Origin of the sequence: Paenibacillus sp. VCA1, assembly GCF_031583795.1 — a bacterium.
Classification (GTDB): Bacteria; Bacillota; Bacilli; order Paenibacillales; family Paenibacillaceae; genus Paenibacillus_AQ; species Paenibacillus_AQ albilobatus.
Window position 1 is genome coordinate 189381 of record NZ_JAVLSX010000001.1, and the last position, 18677, is coordinate 208057.

The window sequence follows — 18677 nt, forward strand, 5'->3', positions numbered from 1 at the left end:
AAGCCTATTTTAACGTTTGTTCACTGGATTTGAAATGTACTCGTTTGTTATTTATTGTCTGTTTTTGTGCAAAACGAAATAACTTTAATGCGATTCAAACTAACAAAACAATAACAGAGTACAACTAAACATATATCATGACAATGAAATGATCATTCAACCATGATATGTTGGGGGAGATCGCATGGCAAGAGGGAACCCCGGGTCTATGCGCGGTTAGCAGGAGCGTCCGGGGGACGTACGAATGAGGAGGAGAGCATAAACCATGGGCATTTTCGTGAATGAAGCGCAAGGACGGTTTCACCTGCAAAGCAAACGGATGAGTTACGTGATACAAATCGCCGACGGGCTCCCGCTGCACGTGTACTGGGGCAAAAAGCTCAGATCGGAAAGCAATCTTCAAGGCTTGATGATCGGGATGCCGGAGGGGGCGGGCCTGGACCGGCTGCCTCAGGAGTATCCCCAATACGGATCGGGCGATTTCCGTAATCCGGCGTATCAGGTGCAACTGGCCGACGGAACGAGAATTACGGAGCTTCGTTATATAACCTACCGGCTTTTACCGGGAAAACCGGCGCTCGAAGGCTTGCCGGCCGTATATGCCGAGACGGACGACGAGGCTCAGACGCTGGAGCTGGAACTGTCCGACGCTTATTCGGGTCTCAAGGCCGTCCTTCGCTATACGGTTTATGAGGAACTGGATGCGGTTGTACGCTCGACCGTTTTGGTCAATGAAGGAGGGCGGGTTCTTCAGTTGAAGCGCGCCTTCAGCGCGAGCGTCGATTTTCAGTCGGGCGATTACGAGTTGATTTATCTTTCCGGCGCATGGGCCAGGGAAGGGGTTATCAACCGCCGGCCGCTGCGGCAGGGGGGCACAAAGATAGACAGCAAGCGCGGGGTAAGCAGTCATCAGCTGAATCCGTTTGCCGCCTTGGTCCGGCCGGATGCGACGGAAACGTCGGGTGAAGTGTTTGGCTTCAGCCTCGTTTACAGCGGAGGATTCGAAGCGGAGGCGGAATTGGATGCTTTCGGCTCGACCCGGTTTGGCATCGGCCTGAATTCTTTCGATTTCTCCTGGCAATTGAACCCGGGGGATGCCTTTCAGACGCCGGAGGCCGTCATGGTCTTTTCCTCCGAAGGATTGGGGGAAATGTCCAGAACCTATCACCGGCTCTACCGCACGAGGCTGTGCAGGGGGAAATACCGGGATGCCGAGCGGCCGATCCTGGTCAACAATTGGGAAGCCACCTATTTCAATTTCGATACGGAGAAGCTTATGGCGATTGCCAATGAGGCCTCCCGGCTTGGCATCGAGTTGTTCGTTCTGGATGACGGCTGGTTCGGCAAAAGGGATTCGGACAACTGCTCGTTGGGAGATTGGGTGGAAGACCGCCGCAAGCTGCCGGGAGGCCTCGCCGACTTGGCAGGCCGGATCAAGGAGCTGGGTCTGAAATTCGGGTTATGGGTAGAGCCGGAAATGGTGTCCCCCGACAGCGATTTATATCGGGAGCATCCGGACTGGTGCCTGCACGTGCCCGGCCGGAGACGCACCGAAGCCAGATGGCAGCTGGTTCTGGATTTGACCCGGAAGGAAGTCCGGGAATATATCGTAAGCACGCTCAGCGGCATTTTTTCCACCGTTCCGGTCTCCTACGTGAAATGGGACATGAACCGGAACCTGACCGAGATCGGTTCTGCCGAACTGCCGCCTGAACGTCAGGGAGAGACCGCGCACCGCTACGTGCTTGGACTGTACGAGATGTTGGATCGGTTGACCGCTTCTTTTCCGGACATTTTGTTCGAAAGCTGTTCCAGCGGCGGAGGGCGTTTCGATCCCGGAATGCTGTACTATATGCCCCAGACCTGGACAAGCGACAACACCGATGCCGTGGAGCGGCTTAAAATCCAATACGGAACAAGCCTGGTATACCCGGTCAGCGCCATCGGGGCGCATGTTTCGGCCGTGCCGAACCATCAGGTCGGACGCATGACGCCGCTCGAGTTCCGCGGCGATGTGGCGATGTCGGGCAATTTTGGATACGAGCTGGATTTGACCCGGTTTACCGATGAAGAGAGGGAGGCCGTCAAACGGCAGGTTAACGAGTATAAACAGGTGCGAAGGCTCGTGCAGCAGGGTGAGCTGTACCGGCTGAAAAGCCCGTTCGAAGGCAACGAAACGGCATGGATGTTCGTCTCCGCGGACCGGCGGGAAGCTGTGGTTTATTATTTCCGCGTAATGGCGGAGCCGAACCCGGCCCGCAGTATCCTGCGGTTGGCGGGGCTGGAGCCCGGATTGGATTATGTCGTGCAGGGCAAAGACGGCCTGGAGACCTGCTTGGGAGGCGATCGCTTGATGCAGGCCGGTTTGCCGCTGGAGTTCAAACAGTCGGATTACGAAAGCGGCTTCTTTAAGCTTAAGGCTGCCGATTAAAAGATCAAAGACGAAATCAAGTAACGGCAAACAGCCCCCGGCGCGTTCAGGAAGCGCACGGGGGCTGTTGTCGCTCACAAGTCTATGGGAACTTGCAGACAGCGGTTTAATAATCGGACCAATCCCTGTCACCCGAAAGGAATTTTTCCGTTAGAATCGATAGAAGCTGGATCCCGACTTCGTTTTGCCCGCCTTCGGGGATGATCAGGTCGGCGTATTTTTTGGAAGGCTCGATAAAGGCCTCGTGCATCGGCTTCACCGTTGTCAGGTACTGCTGGTGAACCGACTGGATGGAGCGGCCGCGCTCCTCGATGTCGCGCACGACGCGGCGCAAAATGCGGACGTCCGGATCGGTATCGACGAACACCTTGATATCCAGCATTTCGCGAAGCTTTTCGTCGGACAACACATGAAGGCCTTCGATGATGACGATGTTGTTCGGTTTGAGTTCCATCGTTTCCGTCTCCGAGCGGGCGTGGACGGTGAAGTCGTATACCGGGGCATACGCCGTCTGGCTGTCGCGGAGAAGGGCAAGATGTTCTATCAAAAGCTCGTTGTCGAAGGCGAACGGGTGGTCATAATTGATATGCGCCCGTTCCTCGAGCGTGAGATGCTTGTGGTCTTTATAATAATTATCCTGGGATATGAACGTGACTTTGCCCGAACCCAGACGGTCAATGACGGAGCGGGCTACCGTCGTTTTGCCGGACCCTGTTCCGCCGGCGATACCTATAATGAGCATGGCTTGAATATAAACCCCCCTGATCGATTTGCCAGCCAGTATTGTAGCATAGCCCGGCCCATTTTTCACCCCAAAGCCTTACTCGTTTCGTTCCGTTCCGAAAAATGTCGGATTTGCTCCACGAATTTTTCGAACGCGGTGGTCCGGAACAGATCGCGCCGGAACACGAATTTGACCACGGAGCGCCGATATTTTTCCGGAATGGAGAAGACGCGGATTTTGCCGGCCTCTTCCCAGGTTTTTACGGAGGAGCGGGTGACCAGCGATACGCCGAGCCCGGCCGATACGCCTCCCAAAATCGCCTCCAGCGTGCCGAATTCCATGCTGTTCAGCGTCCGCTGATGATCCTCCTTCAGCCAGTGTTCCAATTTTTTGCGGTGAAAGCAGCCTTTGCCGATAAACAGCTGCGGTTTCGTCAGCGCCGTCTGCAGCGAAGCCTCGCCCGGCTCCGCGATCAGAACCATTTCTTCCTCGAACGTGAACAGCTCCTCCAGATCGGGATGGTTCTGCGGCCCGTTGACGAAAGCGGCGTCAAGCTCGTAATCAAGCACCTTTTTGACAAGATCCGATGTATGTCCGGTAGACAGGGACAGCTTCACTTCGGGGTAGCTCCGGTGATATTCCAGCATCATGCCGGGAAGCTGGACCGCTGCCGTCGTTTCAAGGGAGCCGATGCGCAGCGAGCCGCTTGGCGTTTCCGAGTTCCGGGTGGACTTGAACGCCTCATCCAGCAGATAAACGATTTTGTCGGCATACTTCAGCAAATTTTCTCCGGCCGGCGTCAGGGAGACGCCCCGGCTTTGCCGATGAAGCAGTGACGTGTTCAGCTCCGCTTCAAGCTGCCTGATGCGGGCCGTAACGTTGGACTGCACGTACCCGAGCCGCAACGCGGCTTTGGTGATGCTGCCTTCCCTTGCAACCGCTTGGAAAATTTTCAAATCCCCGCTTTCCATGAGGCCTCTTCCTTTCTTCGGTCTGTTTTTTGCGGCACGATGTATGGTTATCATGAAATCACTTTTTATGATGGTTTATATCTTTTTTAATCATTTTACATGATACCATGACTGCCATACACTGTACATAATCCTTAAGAAAAGAAGGTGTTGTACGGATGCGAAATCCGCGCATCATGTTGCTTACGCTGTTTACGATGCTGGTTTCCGGCCTTAATTTTCCGATAGGCAAAATGGCTTTGGAGTTCGGTTCTCCTTTTTTGTTGCTATCGATCCGGTTCATTGCCGCCGGTCTGCTGATGCTGCCCTTCATTTTGAAGCGTCCGCATCCCCGTAAAGCCGTCGAGTGGGCCAAAATCGCCGTCACCGGTTTGCTGCAGTCGGCTCTTGTGATGGCCGGCGTCTATTTGAGCATGAAGACCATCCCCTCGGGCAGCTCCTCGATTTTATCTTCCACGAATCCGATTTGGTTTATTATATTCAGCTTCCTGTTGTACCGCGTCCGGTATCGGATCGTTCAATGGGCTGGCGTGCTGATAGGTTTCTTCGGCGTGGCCGTGGCGCAGGGCTTTCACGTTCAGCTGGAAAGCGGCTTCTGGTACGCGATCGGGGCCGGCATGGCTTGGGGATTGGCGACGCTGCTTATTTCCCGCTGGGGTAAGGCTTACGACACCTGGGTAATGGCCGCTTACCAGATGCTGATTGGTGGCGTATTTTTGCTGGCAGCCAGTCCGTTCGTGGAGCAGCCGCATTTCCTATGGGATCCGGATCATCTTGGCAAAGAACTGTTCGTTTTCGGATGGATGATTCTGATGAGCTCGATCGCCCAGTTCATTTCCTGGTATTACGTGCTGATGAACAGCGACCCCGGGAAAGCAAATGTGTATCTGTTTCTGATTCCGTTGTTCGGGTTATTGTCCGGATGGATCATTCTCGGCGAACCCCTTCATGCGTATGTGCTGGCCGGGGCATTGTGCACGGGAATCGGCATTTATCTGGTCAATAAGCCGGGGCCGGTCTCGTCAGGTCGGGCCGCGGCTTCGGAAGGCCTCTCCGATCCCGGAAAACGCAAGTGTCCGGCAGGATAAATTCCTTGATCCCGCCCGGAAAGTTGCTCTTTTGATGCCCGTAAGCTATCGTTGAGATGCAAACGACATTTCAGGTACGGAAGGGATGGAATTCGCATGAAAAATAAAGTGATTTTTCTGACGACCGACAGCCTTGGAAACGGGGAAAAAGAGCTGGGCACGCAAATTTTGGAGACTTTCTTCACGCTGCTGAAGCAGCGGGAGCAGCTGCCAGCCGCGATTTTTTGCGCAAACCGGGGCGTGCTTGCCTTAACCGATCAGTCGCTGGCTTCCGTTCATTTGAAGGAACTGGCGGACCGGGGTGTCCGGGTGCTTGCCTGCGCGACATGCGTCGATTATTACGGCGTGCGGGAGCGTCTGGCGGCAGGGGAGATCTCGAGCATGGGGCATTTTATGGAGCTGGCGGAAACCTACGAAGTGATGACATTGGCTTGAGCAAGCAAAAGCTCTGCACCTTGGCGTGCAGAGCTTGTTTTTTGTGCGCGGATGGAACGTTCTGAGGGCAACCGGGAATGGATATCTGCATGATGTAACCGCTGCCAATCGCCGCTGCAATGGTCGAGGCGCTACAGCCACTTTTCCGCCCACTTTTCCACCGCCTGCAGCGCTCTCCCGAGCTCGGTTCCTTTTCTCGTCAAGGAATATTCGATTCGTACGGGCCGGTCCGATATAACGTTGCGAATGACGATCCCGTTATCCTCCAGCTCCTTGATTCGTTCGTTAAGCATGCGTTTGCTGAGGTCCGGAATATAGGCGTGAATTTCGCTGAAACGCTTGGGCTCTTCCATTAACGTATGAACAATAAGATTAACCCACTTTTTCCCCGTAATTTGGTGTGCCATTTCGATTTTTTGGCATAAAGTTTCGTATTTTTCATCGTTCATTTGTCCGCTCACTCCTTCACCCCTTAGATCCACACATGGTTACTAAACATTATCAGGTTACACATTTCACAGTGCTGTGACAAATCGTACAGACAGCCGAAAACATGGTGGCGACTTGACAATTAACACCATCATATCACGGAAAGCGCTGTCATTAAAGGGGGGAGAGGGCCGTTCATAATTTGGACAAAAAAAGTTTGACAGTTCGACAAAATAGGTTTAATATGAGCCATGTTAAGTAAACGGGTTATTAAAAGTAACCATACTGTACTGTGCACGGAGAAAATTAGAGAGAGCTGCTGGTAGCAAAGATTTGGGTGGAATGGAGGAATCGAATATGGACAACATGACATTTGTCTTGTTTGGCGGGACGGGAGATTTGGCGAAGCGCAAAATCTATCCGGCCTTATTTAATTTGTATATAGATAAAAAAATGCCTGAAACGTTCTCGATTATCGCCTTGGGAAGAAAAGAGACATCCCATGCGGAGTTTCAGCAAGTCGTAGCCAAATCGCTGGAAACTTTTTCGAGAAGAAAGGCAAACGATCAAGCGGTTCTGAATGCTTTTCTTGAAACGATCCGTTACGCGGCGCTGGATGCCGGCAATCTGGAGGATTTCAACAAACTGCGGACGCTGGTGGAGCAGCGCGAACAGGAACTGAACATTCCGGACAACCGTTTGTTCTACCTTTCGGTAGCACCGGAATTTTTCGAAACGATCGCATTCAACATTAAAGACAGCGGCCTGGGCTCCACAAAAGGCTGGAAGCGCCTGGTCATCGAGAAACCGTTCGGACGGGACCTGCAATCGGCGCGCCATTTGAACGAGCAGCTCGGCAAAGCTTTCGACGAAAGCGAAATTTACCGCATCGACCACTACCTCGGCAAACCGATGGTACAAAATCTTGAAATCCTCGAATCTTCAAACCCGATTTTGAAGGCACTTTGGTCCAACCACCATATCGCAAACGTCCAGATCACCGCGAGCGAAACGGTCGGCGTTGAAGAAAGAGCGGGTTATTACGATCATTCCGGTGCCATCCGCGACATGGTGCAAAACCATATGCTTCAGCTCCTGATGATGATTAGTATGCGTCTTCCACGCAAAGGGGATGCAAGCGAAGTCCGCATGAAAAAGAGAAACGTCATGGAATCGCTGCGTCCGCTTCAAATGGATACCATCGCCCAAAACGTCGTGCGCGGCCAATACGCTGCAGGCGAAATGAACGGAAAACAGGTTCCGGCATATATCGACGAGCCCGGCGTTCCGGCCGGATCGAAAAACGATACGTTCATCGCGCTTCGCCTGTGGATCGACAACTACTTCTGGAGCGAAGTGCCGTTCTACATCCGTACCGGCAAACGCATGAAGGAAAAATCTACGCGCATCGTCATTGAATTTAAAGAGCCGTTAAAAGGACAAAATACCAACAATGATCCTAATCTGCTGGTCATCGAAATTAATCCGAACGAAGGCATCTTTATTCAATTGAATAAAAAAGATCCGCTGAACAATGAAAAGCTGGAACCGATGCGGATCAACTTCTACGAATGCGGCACCGATTTGCCGGAAGCTTACGAAAACTTGATTCACGATGCGGTTCGCGGGGATTCCACATTCTTTGCGCATTGGGACGAGGTTGAGCTTTCCTGGCAGTATGTGCAGCCGATTTTGGACGCATTCGAACAAGATTTGATTCCTCTGTCTTATTACCCTGCCGGCTCCAACGGACCGGAGGCATCGGATCAATTGGTTGCCGCGGACGGCTTCAAATGGTGGCTGGATAAACCGGTCGAAGGCGAAAAAGCCGAAGAAAAAGAACTGGCCGTTCAGCGCTAATTTATTAGAAATCATACTGTAAAAGGCAAAAAAACAAATGGGCTCAAGATTGGCTGGTTTCATCATGAGCCCAAACAAATAGAAAACATGGTGTGGAGGGAATACAAAATGAAAGTCGGATTAATCGGATTAGGTAAAATGGGTTTGAACTTGGGACAAAACTTGATGGATCACAACCACAACGTCGTGGCTTTCGACCTGAATACCGCTGCGGTTAAAGAATTGGAAAGCAAAGGCGCAAAAGGCACGTCCAGCCTGAAAGAGCTAGTCGAAGCTCTGGAAACGCCAAGAATTCTGTGGATCATGGTGCCGCACTCCGTCGTGGATTCCGTCATCGACGAACTGACTCCGCTGCTGGCTAAAGGCGACATCGTCATCGAAGCAGGAAACTCCCATTATAAAGAATCGATCGCAAGATACAACAAGCTCAAGGAATTCGGCGTGAGCTTCCTTGATGTGGGCACTTCCGGCGGTATGGAAGGCGCACGCAACGGCGCTTGCTACATGATCGGCGGCGACCAAGAAGCTTGGAACCATGTAGAACCGATCTTCAAAGACACGGCTGTTGAAAATGGATACCTGTATGCAGGCAAATCCGGCAGCGGCCACTTCCTGAAAATGGTCCACAACGGCGTGGAATACGGCTTTATGGCCGCCATCGGCGAAGGTTTCGAAGTGCTTGAGAAGAGCGATTTCGATTTTGACTACGAAAAAGTAGCCCGCGTATGGAACAACGGTTCCGTTATCCGTTCCTGGCTGATGGAATTGACGGAAAAAGCATTCGCTAAAGACGCAAAATTGGATGAAATTAAAGGAATTATGCAATCTTCCGGCGAAGGTAAATGGACGGTGGAAACAGCTCTGGATCTGCAGGCTGCTACTCCGGTCATCGCGATGTCCCTGCTGATGCGTTACCGTTCCCTGGAGAACGACACGTTTACGGGTAAAGTCGTTGCTGCCCTGCGTAACGAATTCGGCGGCCATGCTGTTGTGAAGAACTAATCCAATTTGGGCAAAAAACAACAATATATGGAGGTTATGCATCATGAAATTTTTTATCGATACTGCCAATCTTGAGGACATCAAAAAAGCTTACAAAATCGGCGTTCTTTCCGGCGTAACGACCAACCCTTCCCTGGTAGCCAAAGAAGGCGTGAAGTTCGAAGACCGCATCGAAGAAATTTTGAAGGCCGTTCCTGAAGTGGAATCCGTGTCGGCGGAAGTAACGCCGGATGCGGAAACTGCGGAAGACATGATCGCCCAAGCCGAAGAGCTGATCAAGATCAACGGCGGAGACAAAAATATCACGATCAAGCTTCCAATGACGCTTGCCGGTCTTGAAGCTTGCCGTTACCTTACTAAAAAAGGCGTGAAAACGAACGTTACGCTGATCTTCACCGTGAACCAAGCCCTTCTTGCTGCACGTGCAGGCGCGACTTACGTTTCGCCGTTCTTGGGCCGCCTCGACGACATCTCCGAAGACGGCGTGCTGCTCGTAACGAAAATCGCCGAGCTGTTCCGCATTCACAACCTGGATTCTCAAATCATCGCCGCATCGGTTCGCCATCCGGACCATGTAACCCGCGTAGCGATGGCCGGTGCGCATATCGCGACCGTTCCATTCAGCGTAATCGCCCAGCTTGCGAAGCACCCTCTGACGGACCAAGGCATCGAGAAGTTTGCCGCCGACTGGAAAAACGCAACGAAATAAGCTGGCTATATTATAAGTAAGGATTTCGCGAATCCTAAAATAAAAGGCTTCCCTCGAGTCGAATGGCATCGGCTTGAGGGAGGCTTTTTTTTGGGCTTTTGACCGGCTGCTTAAATAATTTTCGTTTAAAGAAAATTTTCCCTTTCTTGGAATCGGCAAAGAGTGTATCATATTTCGTACCTAAAACAAATGAAATCCACATTAATCCAAAAAAACGGAGGACAAATGGAAAAGCTTCCAGATGAAATCGGAAAGGTTCTGCGGCGGCATGATGTCGATCCGGACAGCGTGCTGTGCTGGATGCTGTGCGACCGAACGCTTGACGGAGGATTTTCGGATACGTATGTACTGCTTACTCGTGAGCATGTATTGGTGCTGACCAGCTTGGAAGAACCTTTACAGGAGAAGACGTACGGCGGTTATGCCGCGGGTACGCGAACGAAACGGCCTCCAGCCTCGCGGGAGCGAAGGTGGGAGTTCGAACAAGTGTCGATCGGGGAGACGGAGTCGTTAACGGTCGTCAATCTGGTCGCGTCCGGGATGGTGGTCATAAAGGCGCCGGAAGAGCGGGCAATCGCCGCTTTTACGAACGGCCACATGAAAGGGGCCGCCCGGCTCGCGGGGATGTTCGCCAAGCTGAAGAACAACGAGGAACCGGAAGAGCAGGAGCCGGACGACGGCGACGAGCGCGCCGCTTGCCCGAAATGCGGCATGATTTACCCCGAGGAAGGACGCAAGGTATGCCCCAAATGCATGAAAAAGCATGCGGTATTCGGAAGGCTGCTGTCTTTTGCGGGCAGATACAAGGCCTCCATGTTCTGGATCGTGTTTTTTATGCTGCTCGGTTCAGGCACGGGGCTCGTCATTCCTTATTTGCAGGGGACGCTGCTGTTTGACCAGGCGCTCGGCGGAGAAGGGGCTTTTGCAGGCAAAATCGGGCTCGTCATTTTACTGATCGTCGTTTTTCGGACGTTGTCGCTGCTGTTCGGGGTGCTTTACGGGGTCATTAACGCGAAGATGGCCGCGAACATCGCCTTTGACCTGAAATCGAGCGTGTTCCAAGCGATGCAGCGGCTTTCCTTGAGCTTTTTCGAGAAAAAACAGACCGGGCAGCTCATGACGCGGGTCAACAATGACGCGACCGAGCTGCAGTATTTTTTCGTGGACGGCATATCCTATTTCGTCGTGAATGCGATGAACATCGTGGGTATCGTGACGGTGTTGCTCGTCATGGATTGGAAGCTGACGGTGCTGTGCCTGCTTCCGCTTCCGCTTGTGTTTTGGCTTGTTCGGAAAGCGTTTCCCAGACTGTGGCGACTCTCGATACGAAGACATAAGCGGGTCGCTGCGATGAACGCCATCATCAGCGATACGGTCCGCGGAACGCGCGTCGTCAAGGCATTCGGAAAGGAACAGATGGAGAATGCCCGTTTCGGGCGGGCGAGCGGCGCTTTTTCCGAAGCGGAACAGTCGTTCAACAAAATGGGCGTTACGTTGTTTCCGGTTTTAAACATATTAACCCAGGTCGGCGGCATCATGATTTGGGCCTTTGGCGGCTGGAAGGTGATGCAGGGCGATTTTACGTTCGGCAAAGTGATGACCTTTATCAACTACATGCTGCTTTTATACGGTCCGATCCAGTTTATGAACAACATCGTCAACTGGTGGTCGTATTGCATGTCGGCCGCGCAGCGGATATTTGAAATCCACGACGCGGTTCCCGATGTCGCCGAAAAGCCGGATGCCATCCAGCTTGCGGAGATGAAGGGCGAAATCGAGATCAAAAACGTCACCTTCGGTTATGAGCCGAACAAAGCGATTTTGAAGGGAGTGTCCCTGCATGCGCGTCCAGGCCAAATGATCGGTGTCGTAGGGCATTCGGGGGCGGGCAAATCGACGCTCGTCAATCTCATTCCAAGACTCTACGACGTCAATGAGGGCGAAATCCGGATCGACGGCATCCGCATCAAGGATCTGTCGATGTCTTCGCTGCGCAAGCATATCGGGATCGTATCCCAGGACGTGTACGTCATGTCGGGAAGCATCGCCGAAAACATCGCTTACGCCGATCCGGACTGTACGCTGGAGGATTTGATCCATGCCGCCAAAATCGCCGGAGCGCATGATTTCATCGAAAAGCTGCCGGAAGGCTACGACACGATCGTCGGCACGGGCGGGCATAACCTGTCGGGCGGCGAAAAGCAGCGGCTCAGCATTGCGCGGGCGATTTTGCATAATCCGAAAATTTTGATCCTGGATGAAGCGACCGCTTCCCTGGATACGAAAACGGAGTTGCAAATCCAGGAGGCGCTGGACACCCTTATTCAGGGCCGGACGACGATCGCGATCGCGCACCGCCTGTCGACGCTGCGAAACGCCGATTATTTGGTCGTGCTTGAGCAGGGGACCATCGTGGAGGAAGGATCCCATGAGCAGCTGATGCAGAAAGAAGGGGCGTATTACGGCCTGGTGCAAAAACATGACGAAGCGCTGAAAATGAAAGAGGTGATTACGGCATGACCCGAAATGATACGGGAGCGGTGCTGAATCGGGAAAAAAGCGGCACCGGACTGGCCGATGCGGCCCAAATCCGCTACCTGTCCCCGGCTGACGCGGCGTTTACCCGGACGGAAGGCCATATGCTGAACGTCAACATAGGGGGCAAGATGTACAGCGGGGTGTACATTCATTGCTCTTTTCCCCATACGAACAAACGGATTTACTTATCGGTCCGGACCGCAGAAAATGAAGAAATCGGCATGATCCGCTCGCTGGACGAATTTCCGGACGAAACGCAAAAACTGCTGGAGGAACAGATTCAGCTGCGGTATTTCGCCCCGGAAATCACGAAGGTGCTGTCGGTGAAGGAGGAATTCGGCTATTCCTATTGGGAGACGGAAACGACGTCGGGACTATGCCGGTTTACGGTCCGGGGAGGCGGGGGAAACATCAAGCTGATGACGCCAAACCGGCTGCTGGTCGTCGACGTGGACGGCAACCGGTTTATCGTCCCCGAGCTGGACCGTTTGAGCGATAAGGAATACCGGATGATCGAAGTGTGCATGTAGGCCTGAAAGGCCCGGCACAACCGACAAGAGGACGGAGGTATCCATGAATCTTAATTTTACGCTGCCCGAGCAGGAGCTGTTTGCCGCAAAGCAGGCCGTCGGGGAGTCCATCCTTTATTGCGTCCCCGCCGATCTGACGTTTGGCGGAAGGCGGACGGAAAATTACTTTGTCATCGGCGAACACCGGTGGGCGCTGCTGGAAAACGGGGTTGTCATCGAAAGCCGGGCGATATCCGACGCCGAAGAGTATAAGGTGGTTCCGCTGATCGGCAGCGCCGTTCTGGAAGGGGACGAGGCGGGAACCAAGTTTATCCTGACCCGGCTGTCGATGAAACATGCGGCCAGATACGGATATATCGCGCAAATTTTGAATGACATGTCCCGCAAACGCAAAGTCCGGATATACAACGACGAGGAAGAGCCGGTCTGCGCCACCTGCGGCGGGTCGCTTGTTCCCGGGACGAGGGTGTGCCCGAAATGCATGAACAAAACCGCAGCCCTCAAACGGCTGCTGTCGGTTTCGCTGGCCCATTCCAGAACGTTCGCGATCGGGCTGGCGGTCATTGTCGCGGCTTCGGCGATATCGATGGCCGGGCCTTATTTTCAAAAGCTGCTGGTCAATTCTGCGCTGCAGCCGCCGGCGGGTCAGTCGCCCAGCGTTCCGATGTTCCTTCTGGGCATCGCGGGCCTTTTGCTCGTGCTGGTCGGCGGCGAAGGGCTCGGCATCATCAAGGGCCGGATCATGGCGCGGGTCAGCTCGGAAATCGCTACGGATCTGCGCAAGCTGGTGTACGAGCGGATTCAAAGCTTGTCGCTCGGGTTTTTGACGTCGCAGCGAGCCGGGGATATTATGAACCGGATTACGTCGGATACGGAACGGATCCGCAATCTCGTTCAGGAGCTGGCGACGACGGCGATATTTCAGCTGATCATCCTCGGCTCCGCCAGCGTGCTGCTGTTTTCCGCCGATTGGCGGCTTGCGTTTGTGGTGCTGCTGCCGGCTCCGCTTGTCGCCTATTTGCAGCGGTACATATGGAAGAGCGTGCTGTGGAAGCTGTTCCGCAAGCAGTGGCGGGTATACGATAAGGCCAACTCCTTCCTGCATGATGTGCTGAGCGGCATCCGCGTCGTGAAGGCTTTCGGCAAGGAAGAGCGGGAGGTCAAACGGTTCAGGGAGTACAACGGCGAGTTTGCCGCGGCGACGGTCCAGAGCGAGAAGGTGTTCAGCATTCTGGCGCCGATCTCGAACTATTTGATCCAGATGGGGCAGTATCTCGTGCTCCTGATCGGCTGCGGCATGATTTTGAACAAAGACATGACGCTGGGCGAGCTTGTGCAGTTCAGCGGTTATGCCGCCATGATATACGGCCCGATCTCGTGGCTCATGTTTATGCCGAGATGGGTATCGAACGCCATCATTTCCATTGACCGGATTTTTTCGGTCATCGACGAACAGCCGGAGGTGATCGATTCGGAGAGCTCCGTCAAACATTCGATCCGGGGGACGATTACGTTCCGCGGCGTTTATTTCGGGTACAAATCGTATGAGCCGGTATTGAAGGACGTGAACTTCGAGGTGAAACCCGGGGAAATGATCGGCCTTGTCGGGCATTCGGGTTCGGGCAAATCGACGCTGATCAACCTGGTCTCCCGTTTTTACGACGTGAACGAAGGGGAAATTCTGATCGACGGCGTGAACATCCGCCGGATCGAGCAAGCCCACCTGCGTTCGCAAATCGGCGTCGTTTTGCAGGAAACGTTCCTGTTCGGCGGCACGATTCTGGACAATATCCGTTATTCCAAGCCGGACGCCACGTACGAAGAGGTGCTGGAGGCGGCGAAAATCGCCAATGCGCATGATTTTATCCTTCGTTTGCCGGATGGATACGATACGCGGCTGGAGGAGAACGGCAGCAACCTCTCCGGCGGCGAACGGCAGCGGCTGGCGATTGCCCGGGCGGTGCTGAACGATCCGCGGATTCTCATTTTGGACGAAGCGACCGCTTCGCTCGACATCGATACGGAAACCGCCATTCAGGAGGCGCTGCAGCGCGTCACCCGGAACCGCACGACGCTGGCGATCGCGCACCGGCTGTCGACCTTGCGGCACGCGGATAGGCTCATCGTGCTCGACAAAGGCAAAATCGCCGAAATCGGCACCCATACCGAGCTTATGGAGCGGAAAGGAATTTATTATAACCTGATCACCGCGCAGCGCAATATGGCGAAGCCGAAAACGGGAGCTCCCGTGGAGTCGGTGGTGTAGATGCGATGACCATTTGGCTCAACGGCATAATTAGTGCAATACACCGTTGAGCCATTTTTTTAATATTTCAAATTAGGGCTTGAATGTCCTCTGCCATCGGGTAAACTGAAAGTCATTAGTGCGCGGATTTTGCATGGTTCCCCTAAGAGACTCCAACAACCTGATCTGCAAAATCCTAGAAATTTAAGGGAGGAAGGATTGTATGACGCAAAAGCTTGAAACCCGCATTCTCCATTCTTTAGTGAAAGTGTTTCCGGACGAGGAGCTGCAAGCGGCGGCCGGCAAGGCCAAAGGCGCTGCGCTCCTGAACGAAGTGTTTTCGTATCAGGTAGCCTATCGCTCGCAACATCTGATCCCTGCCGTGAAGGTCAAAGCCGAATCGGAACTTGGAGACCTGGTAACCCTCCGGAGCGTCGGCTTGGTGCCATCCGAGCTGCCTATCTACTCCGACCACGATGACGATGTGCTGCGCTCGACGCCGGGCTTATATCCCGATCCTTTGTTACCGCTTACAGACGGCGAGCTGAGAGCTTATCCCGGGCAATGGCGTTCCGTGTGGGTTACGGTCGATCCAAAAGGCATGGCCAAACCGGGCGTATATCCGATCACGGTTCGTTTTGCAACGGAAACGGGAGAGACGTTGGGGGAAGAACGCTTCGAGCTGGAGATTATCGGGGCCGAGCTGCCGAAGCAGCAGCTTTTGCATACGCAGTGGTTCCATGCCGATTGCTTGGCGACCCAATATGGCGTAGAAGCATTCAGCGAAAGGCATTGGGAACTGCTGGAGCAGTACATACAAACCGCGGCCGATCACGGCATCAACATGCTGCTGACCCCGATTTTTACCCCGCCGCTTGATACCGAGGTGGGAGGGGAGCGCCCGACGGTGCAGCTGGTGGACGTCGAGGTGGCGGGCGAAGGCCAATACCGCTTCAGTTTTGACCGGCTGAAACGCTGGGTGGATCTGTGCCAAAAATGCGGCATCGAACACTTCGAATTTTCGCATCTGTTCACGCAATGGGGGGCCAAACATGCCCCGAAAATCATGGCTGTCGTGAACGGTGAGTCGAAACGCATTTTCGGCTGGGAAACCGATGCTTCTGGCGAAGAGTATCATACGTTTCTGAAGCAGCTGCTGCCGCAGCTGAAAGACTGGATTCATGAAAACGGCATTGAAAACCGCAGCTATTTCCATATTTCCGACGAGCCGAGCTTGGAGCATATCGAATATTATGCCAGCGCCAAACAGATGGTCAACGAGCTGCTGTCGGGTTTCCCGGTGATCGATGCGCTGTCGGACTATGATTTTTACGAAAAAGGTTTGGTGCAGACGCCAATCCCGGCCAGCAACCATATCGAACCTTTCCTTGAAAATAACGTTACCCCGCTATGGACATACTATTGTTGTTCGCAGTACAAAAAAGTGGCCAACCGGTTTTTCTGCATGCCTTCGGCGCGTAACCGGATCCTTGGCTACCAATTGTACAAATTCGACAACGCCGGATTTTTGCAGTGGGGATATAATTTCTGGTACACGCAATATTCCAAAAAAGTCATCGACCCGTTCCGCGTAACCGATGCCGGCGGCGGCTTCCCTTCGGGCGATGCTTTCCTCGTATATCCGGGTGAGCAAGGGCCGATCGAGTCCATCCGCATGGAGGTCATGCAGGAAGCGCTGCAGGACCTGCGCCTGCTGCGCCAGCTGGAAGAATGGATGGGCCGTGATGCCGTTCTTGCCGCGCTGGAAGAGGGCCTTGAGGAACCGATGACCTTCAGCAGCTATCCGAAGGGCGCCGAATGGATTTTGTCCAAGCGCGAATGGATGAACGAAAAGGTCAAGGAGCATATCGGCAACCGCGCGGTCATTTCTTAATGTGCAGCATGGGAACTTCCGATTAAAAAAATCGCATCCTGATTCAGGTTTTGGAAAAAACGCACCGCTTTAAGCCGATTGTTTGGGCTTAAGCGGTGCTTCTTCGCGTTTGTTGCGCAGCCTTCAACTCGGTGAGGTTTTTGGCGGCCGGATTTATCGTATCGAGATTTAGGGTTAAGCTCTGCAAGTTTCTGTATCCGTCATTGGGTTTGAGTGTTGGCAAACCTTGGCATGGTTGATCCTCAGCAGGTTTTGGTAGGCGTGAGGCGGCATGTGCGTGCCTTTCTTGAAAAGGCGTATGAGATGGAATTTGCTGACCCCCACCGCTTCATCCAGCCTTTGGAGCGTAATCCGCTCATGATAGTGAGCATGAAGTTATTCCTGAATTCGGCGGATGTGCGGCTGTTCGACCCGGATCCTGATGGATGCTCCAGATCGAGCGTATTTCGGCTGGCGAGCGCATAAATCAGTTCGACGGCGGATTCGGCGGCCAACGGTTCGTCCGTCCCGGCGAGAGCGTCGGCCACTCGGTTGATCAAGCGCCTGCAGTATTGATTTTTGCGTCCTTCCAATAAAAACGGGATGCGAAGCGGTTCCGACATTGCCGGCTCCAGTTGCTCCAGCCACTCCGGCTTAATGAACAACATTGTGTATTTCCATGACTCGAGGGAGGCGGGGCGGCAGGCATGCAGCATGCCTGGCGGAAAACTGATCGCTCTGACTGTCTCTACCCGATACGCGCGTCCGTCGCACCAGGCTTCCGTTTCGCCTTCGTCGATCAAGCCGATCGAATACTCTTCATGAAAATGCTTCTGATAGGCCAGATCGCTTCGCGCGCATCGTTTGGCCTCCAGGAAGGGCAAATGTTCGTTTCTATAAAAGTTTACGTTCGTCATAGGTTTCTCTCCATCTGGTGTCCGACCAAAGATATGACAAGCGAGAAGATCCTTGAGCGTAAGGAGAGTTGGTCCATCATTCGCGCAGGATGTTAATGGCTCAGCTTGTGCTTTTTCCTGTGTAGTATTGCTCCAGGATCTGTTCAATGTAGTTCATGGCCTCTCTGTTCATGCCGTAGATTTTGGCGGGTCCACCAGGTTCCGGTTTGATGAAATCCCAATATTTTAGAAGCAAATCATCATCGTCCTTAAATAATTGTTCGGCGTATGCCGCTATACGGGCGGCTAACCGTTGGGAGCGCTCGGAAGCCGGAGAATCGTTTCGTTGTGCCTGTACCTCGTTTAGTATATCGGCCCATTCCATGATCAACGGATTGGCAGGGTCATCGGACGGCAGCCTGTCTATCTCCTCTTCCGTAAAGACGAGCCTGCGAAATTGCCGCTTTCTGTCCGGTTGGCTTTCGATTTCGCGGATGAAACCGAGCATTTCTTCAATCCGGACTTCCTTTGTCGCCCTCATGGCATAAAGCGATGATTGGAGCAGTTTCTCGACTTTTTGCATTTCCTCCTTTTCTCTTTGAAGTTCCGCAATCTGGCGCTCTATCACGCGGACCCATATTTCGTAATCGTCTTTCGCAAGCCGCTCCAAATATTGATCAAAAAAATCCTTGATCTCGCGAAGTCGAAACCGCATTCGCTTAAGAAGCGTAATTTGCTGCAAACGTAGGACGTCCCCCGGTCCGTAAAGCCGATACTGATTGTCCGGGGAACGTTGCGGCTTCAAAAGATTCAGCTTCTCATAATAATGGAGCGTCCGAATGGAAATCCCGGTTTTTTTGGACAGTTGCCCGACTGTATACAAGTTTCGTTCACCCCTTAAAATCAGGATGCTGCAAGATGTCATTCATGTTGCCTTATAGGAGTT

General features: G+C 53.2%; 15 protein-coding genes. 10 read left to right on the forward strand and 5 right to left on the reverse strand.

Translation table 11 applies throughout. From position 1 onward, the window contains the following. Nucleotides 1–265: 265 nt before the first annotated feature. The gene (locus RJP21_RS00830) at nucleotides 266–2431 is read left to right on the forward strand and encodes an alpha-galactosidase (RefSeq protein WP_310857682.1); all 2166 of its coding nucleotides are present in this window, start codon (nucleotides 266–268) and stop codon (nucleotides 2429–2431) included. 106 nt (nucleotides 2432–2537) lie between these two features. Here RJP21_RS00830 and udk read toward each other — a convergent pair whose 3' ends face one another. Then, nucleotides 2538–3173 (reverse strand): uridine kinase, encoded by a 636-nt coding sequence (gene udk, locus RJP21_RS00835; protein ID WP_160039524.1) that lies wholly within the window; start codon nucleotides 3171–3173, stop codon nucleotides 2538–2540. A gap of 65 nt (nucleotides 3174–3238) precedes the next feature. Beyond that, nucleotides 3239–4126, reverse strand: a complete 888-nt coding sequence (locus RJP21_RS00840) for a LysR family transcriptional regulator (RefSeq protein ID WP_310857683.1) — start codon at nucleotides 4124–4126, stop codon at nucleotides 3239–3241. 158 nt (nucleotides 4127–4284) lie between these two features. Between RJP21_RS00840 and RJP21_RS00845 the strand changes: the two genes are divergently transcribed. Then, entirely contained in the window at nucleotides 4285–5214 is a 930-nt protein-coding gene (locus tag RJP21_RS00845) for a DMT family transporter (protein WP_310857684.1), read from the forward strand. 96 nt (nucleotides 5215–5310) lie between these two features. Then, a complete protein-coding gene (locus tag RJP21_RS00850; protein ID WP_310857685.1) occupies nucleotides 5311–5649 on the forward strand; it encodes a DsrE family protein in 339 nt (112 codons plus the stop codon). 131 nt (nucleotides 5650–5780) lie between these two features. On the opposite strand, the gene RJP21_RS00855 is transcribed toward RJP21_RS00850, so the two are convergent. Then, nucleotides 5781–6098, reverse strand: a complete 318-nt coding sequence (locus RJP21_RS00855; RefSeq protein WP_036713341.1) for a winged helix-turn-helix transcriptional regulator — start codon at nucleotides 6096–6098, stop codon at nucleotides 5781–5783. Between the two features lie 337 nt (nucleotides 6099–6435). Here RJP21_RS00855 and zwf point away from each other — a divergent pair, with 337 nt between their 5' ends. The 7 genes from zwf to RJP21_RS00890 all read left to right on the forward strand — a co-directional run bounded on the left by zwf (nucleotide 6436) and on the right by RJP21_RS00890 (nucleotide 16856). Continuing rightward, nucleotides 6436–7938, forward strand: coding sequence for a glucose-6-phosphate dehydrogenase (gene zwf, locus RJP21_RS00860; protein ID WP_310857686.1), 1503 nt, complete (start codon nucleotides 6436–6438; stop codon nucleotides 7936–7938). Between the two features lie 108 nt (nucleotides 7939–8046). Continuing rightward, entirely contained in the window at nucleotides 8047–8940 is an 894-nt protein-coding gene (gene gnd, locus RJP21_RS00865; RefSeq protein WP_310857687.1) for a phosphogluconate dehydrogenase (NAD(+)-dependent, decarboxylating), read from the forward strand. Nucleotides 8941–8983: 43 nt separating this feature from the next. Next, a complete protein-coding gene (fsa, locus tag RJP21_RS00870) occupies nucleotides 8984–9649 on the forward strand; it encodes a fructose-6-phosphate aldolase (RefSeq protein WP_160039512.1) in 666 nt (221 codons plus the stop codon). A 225-nt stretch (nucleotides 9650–9874) separates the two neighbouring features. Next, entirely contained in the window at nucleotides 9875–12169 is a 2295-nt protein-coding gene (locus RJP21_RS00875; RefSeq protein WP_310857688.1) for an ABC transporter ATP-binding protein, read from the forward strand. Continuing rightward, nucleotides 12166–12717, forward strand: coding sequence for a DUF1854 domain-containing protein (locus tag RJP21_RS00880; RefSeq protein ID WP_310857689.1), 552 nt, complete (start codon nucleotides 12166–12168; stop codon nucleotides 12715–12717). Before RJP21_RS00875 ends, RJP21_RS00880 begins: the two co-directional genes overlap by 4 nt. 43 nt (nucleotides 12718–12760) lie before the next feature. Further along, nucleotides 12761–14983: an ABC transporter ATP-binding protein gene (locus tag RJP21_RS00885; protein WP_310857690.1), complete on the forward strand. Its 2223-nt coding sequence runs from the start codon at nucleotides 12761–12763 to the stop codon at nucleotides 14981–14983. A gap of 202 nt (nucleotides 14984–15185) precedes the next feature. After that, complete coding sequence (locus tag RJP21_RS00890; RefSeq protein ID WP_310857691.1) at nucleotides 15186–16856, forward strand: DUF4091 domain-containing protein; 1671 nt, start codon at nucleotides 15186–15188, stop codon at nucleotides 16854–16856. A gap of 242 nt (nucleotides 16857–17098) precedes the next feature. Here the strand turns inward: RJP21_RS00890 and RJP21_RS00895 are convergent, their stop codons facing one another. Together RJP21_RS00895 and RJP21_RS00900 are read right to left on the reverse strand one after the other, a co-directional pair. Beyond that, nucleotides 17099–17752 (reverse strand): AraC family ligand binding domain-containing protein, encoded by a 654-nt coding sequence (locus RJP21_RS00895; protein WP_310857692.1) that lies wholly within the window; start codon nucleotides 17750–17752, stop codon nucleotides 17099–17101. Nucleotides 17753–17852: 100 nt separating this feature from the next. Then, nucleotides 17853–18614, reverse strand: coding sequence for a MerR family transcriptional regulator (locus RJP21_RS00900; RefSeq protein ID WP_310857693.1), 762 nt, complete (start codon nucleotides 18612–18614; stop codon nucleotides 17853–17855). Nucleotides 18615–18677: the final 63 nt, after the last annotated feature.

Coding starts and splice junctions, on each gene's coding strand:
- RJP21_RS00830 (WP_310857682.1), top strand. CDS start 266: ATGGGCATTTTCGTGAATGAAGCGCAAGGACGGTTTCACCTGCAAAGC.
- udk (WP_160039524.1), bottom strand. CDS start 3,173: ATGCTCATTATAGGTATCGCCGGCGGAACAGGGTCCGGCAAAACGACG.
- RJP21_RS00840 (WP_310857683.1), bottom strand. CDS start 4,126: ATGGAAAGCGGGGATTTGAAAATTTTCCAAGCGGTTGCAAGGGAAGGC.
- RJP21_RS00845 (WP_310857684.1), top strand. CDS start 4,285: ATGCGAAATCCGCGCATCATGTTGCTTACGCTGTTTACGATGCTGGTT.
- RJP21_RS00850 (WP_310857685.1), top strand. CDS start 5,311: ATGAAAAATAAAGTGATTTTTCTGACGACCGACAGCCTTGGAAACGGG.
- RJP21_RS00855 (WP_036713341.1), bottom strand. CDS start 6,098: ATGAACGATGAAAAATACGAAACTTTATGCCAAAAAATCGAAATGGCA.
- zwf (WP_310857686.1), top strand. CDS start 6,436: ATGGACAACATGACATTTGTCTTGTTTGGCGGGACGGGAGATTTGGCG.
- gnd (WP_310857687.1), top strand. CDS start 8,047: ATGAAAGTCGGATTAATCGGATTAGGTAAAATGGGTTTGAACTTGGGA.
- fsa (WP_160039512.1), top strand. CDS start 8,984: ATGAAATTTTTTATCGATACTGCCAATCTTGAGGACATCAAAAAAGCT.
- RJP21_RS00875 (WP_310857688.1), top strand. CDS start 9,875: ATGGAAAAGCTTCCAGATGAAATCGGAAAGGTTCTGCGGCGGCATGAT.
- RJP21_RS00880 (WP_310857689.1), top strand. CDS start 12,166: ATGACCCGAAATGATACGGGAGCGGTGCTGAATCGGGAAAAAAGCGGC.
- RJP21_RS00885 (WP_310857690.1), top strand. CDS start 12,761: ATGAATCTTAATTTTACGCTGCCCGAGCAGGAGCTGTTTGCCGCAAAG.
- RJP21_RS00890 (WP_310857691.1), top strand. CDS start 15,186: ATGACGCAAAAGCTTGAAACCCGCATTCTCCATTCTTTAGTGAAAGTG.
- RJP21_RS00895 (WP_310857692.1), bottom strand. CDS start 17,752: ATGACGAACGTAAACTTTTATAGAAACGAACATTTGCCCTTCCTGGAG.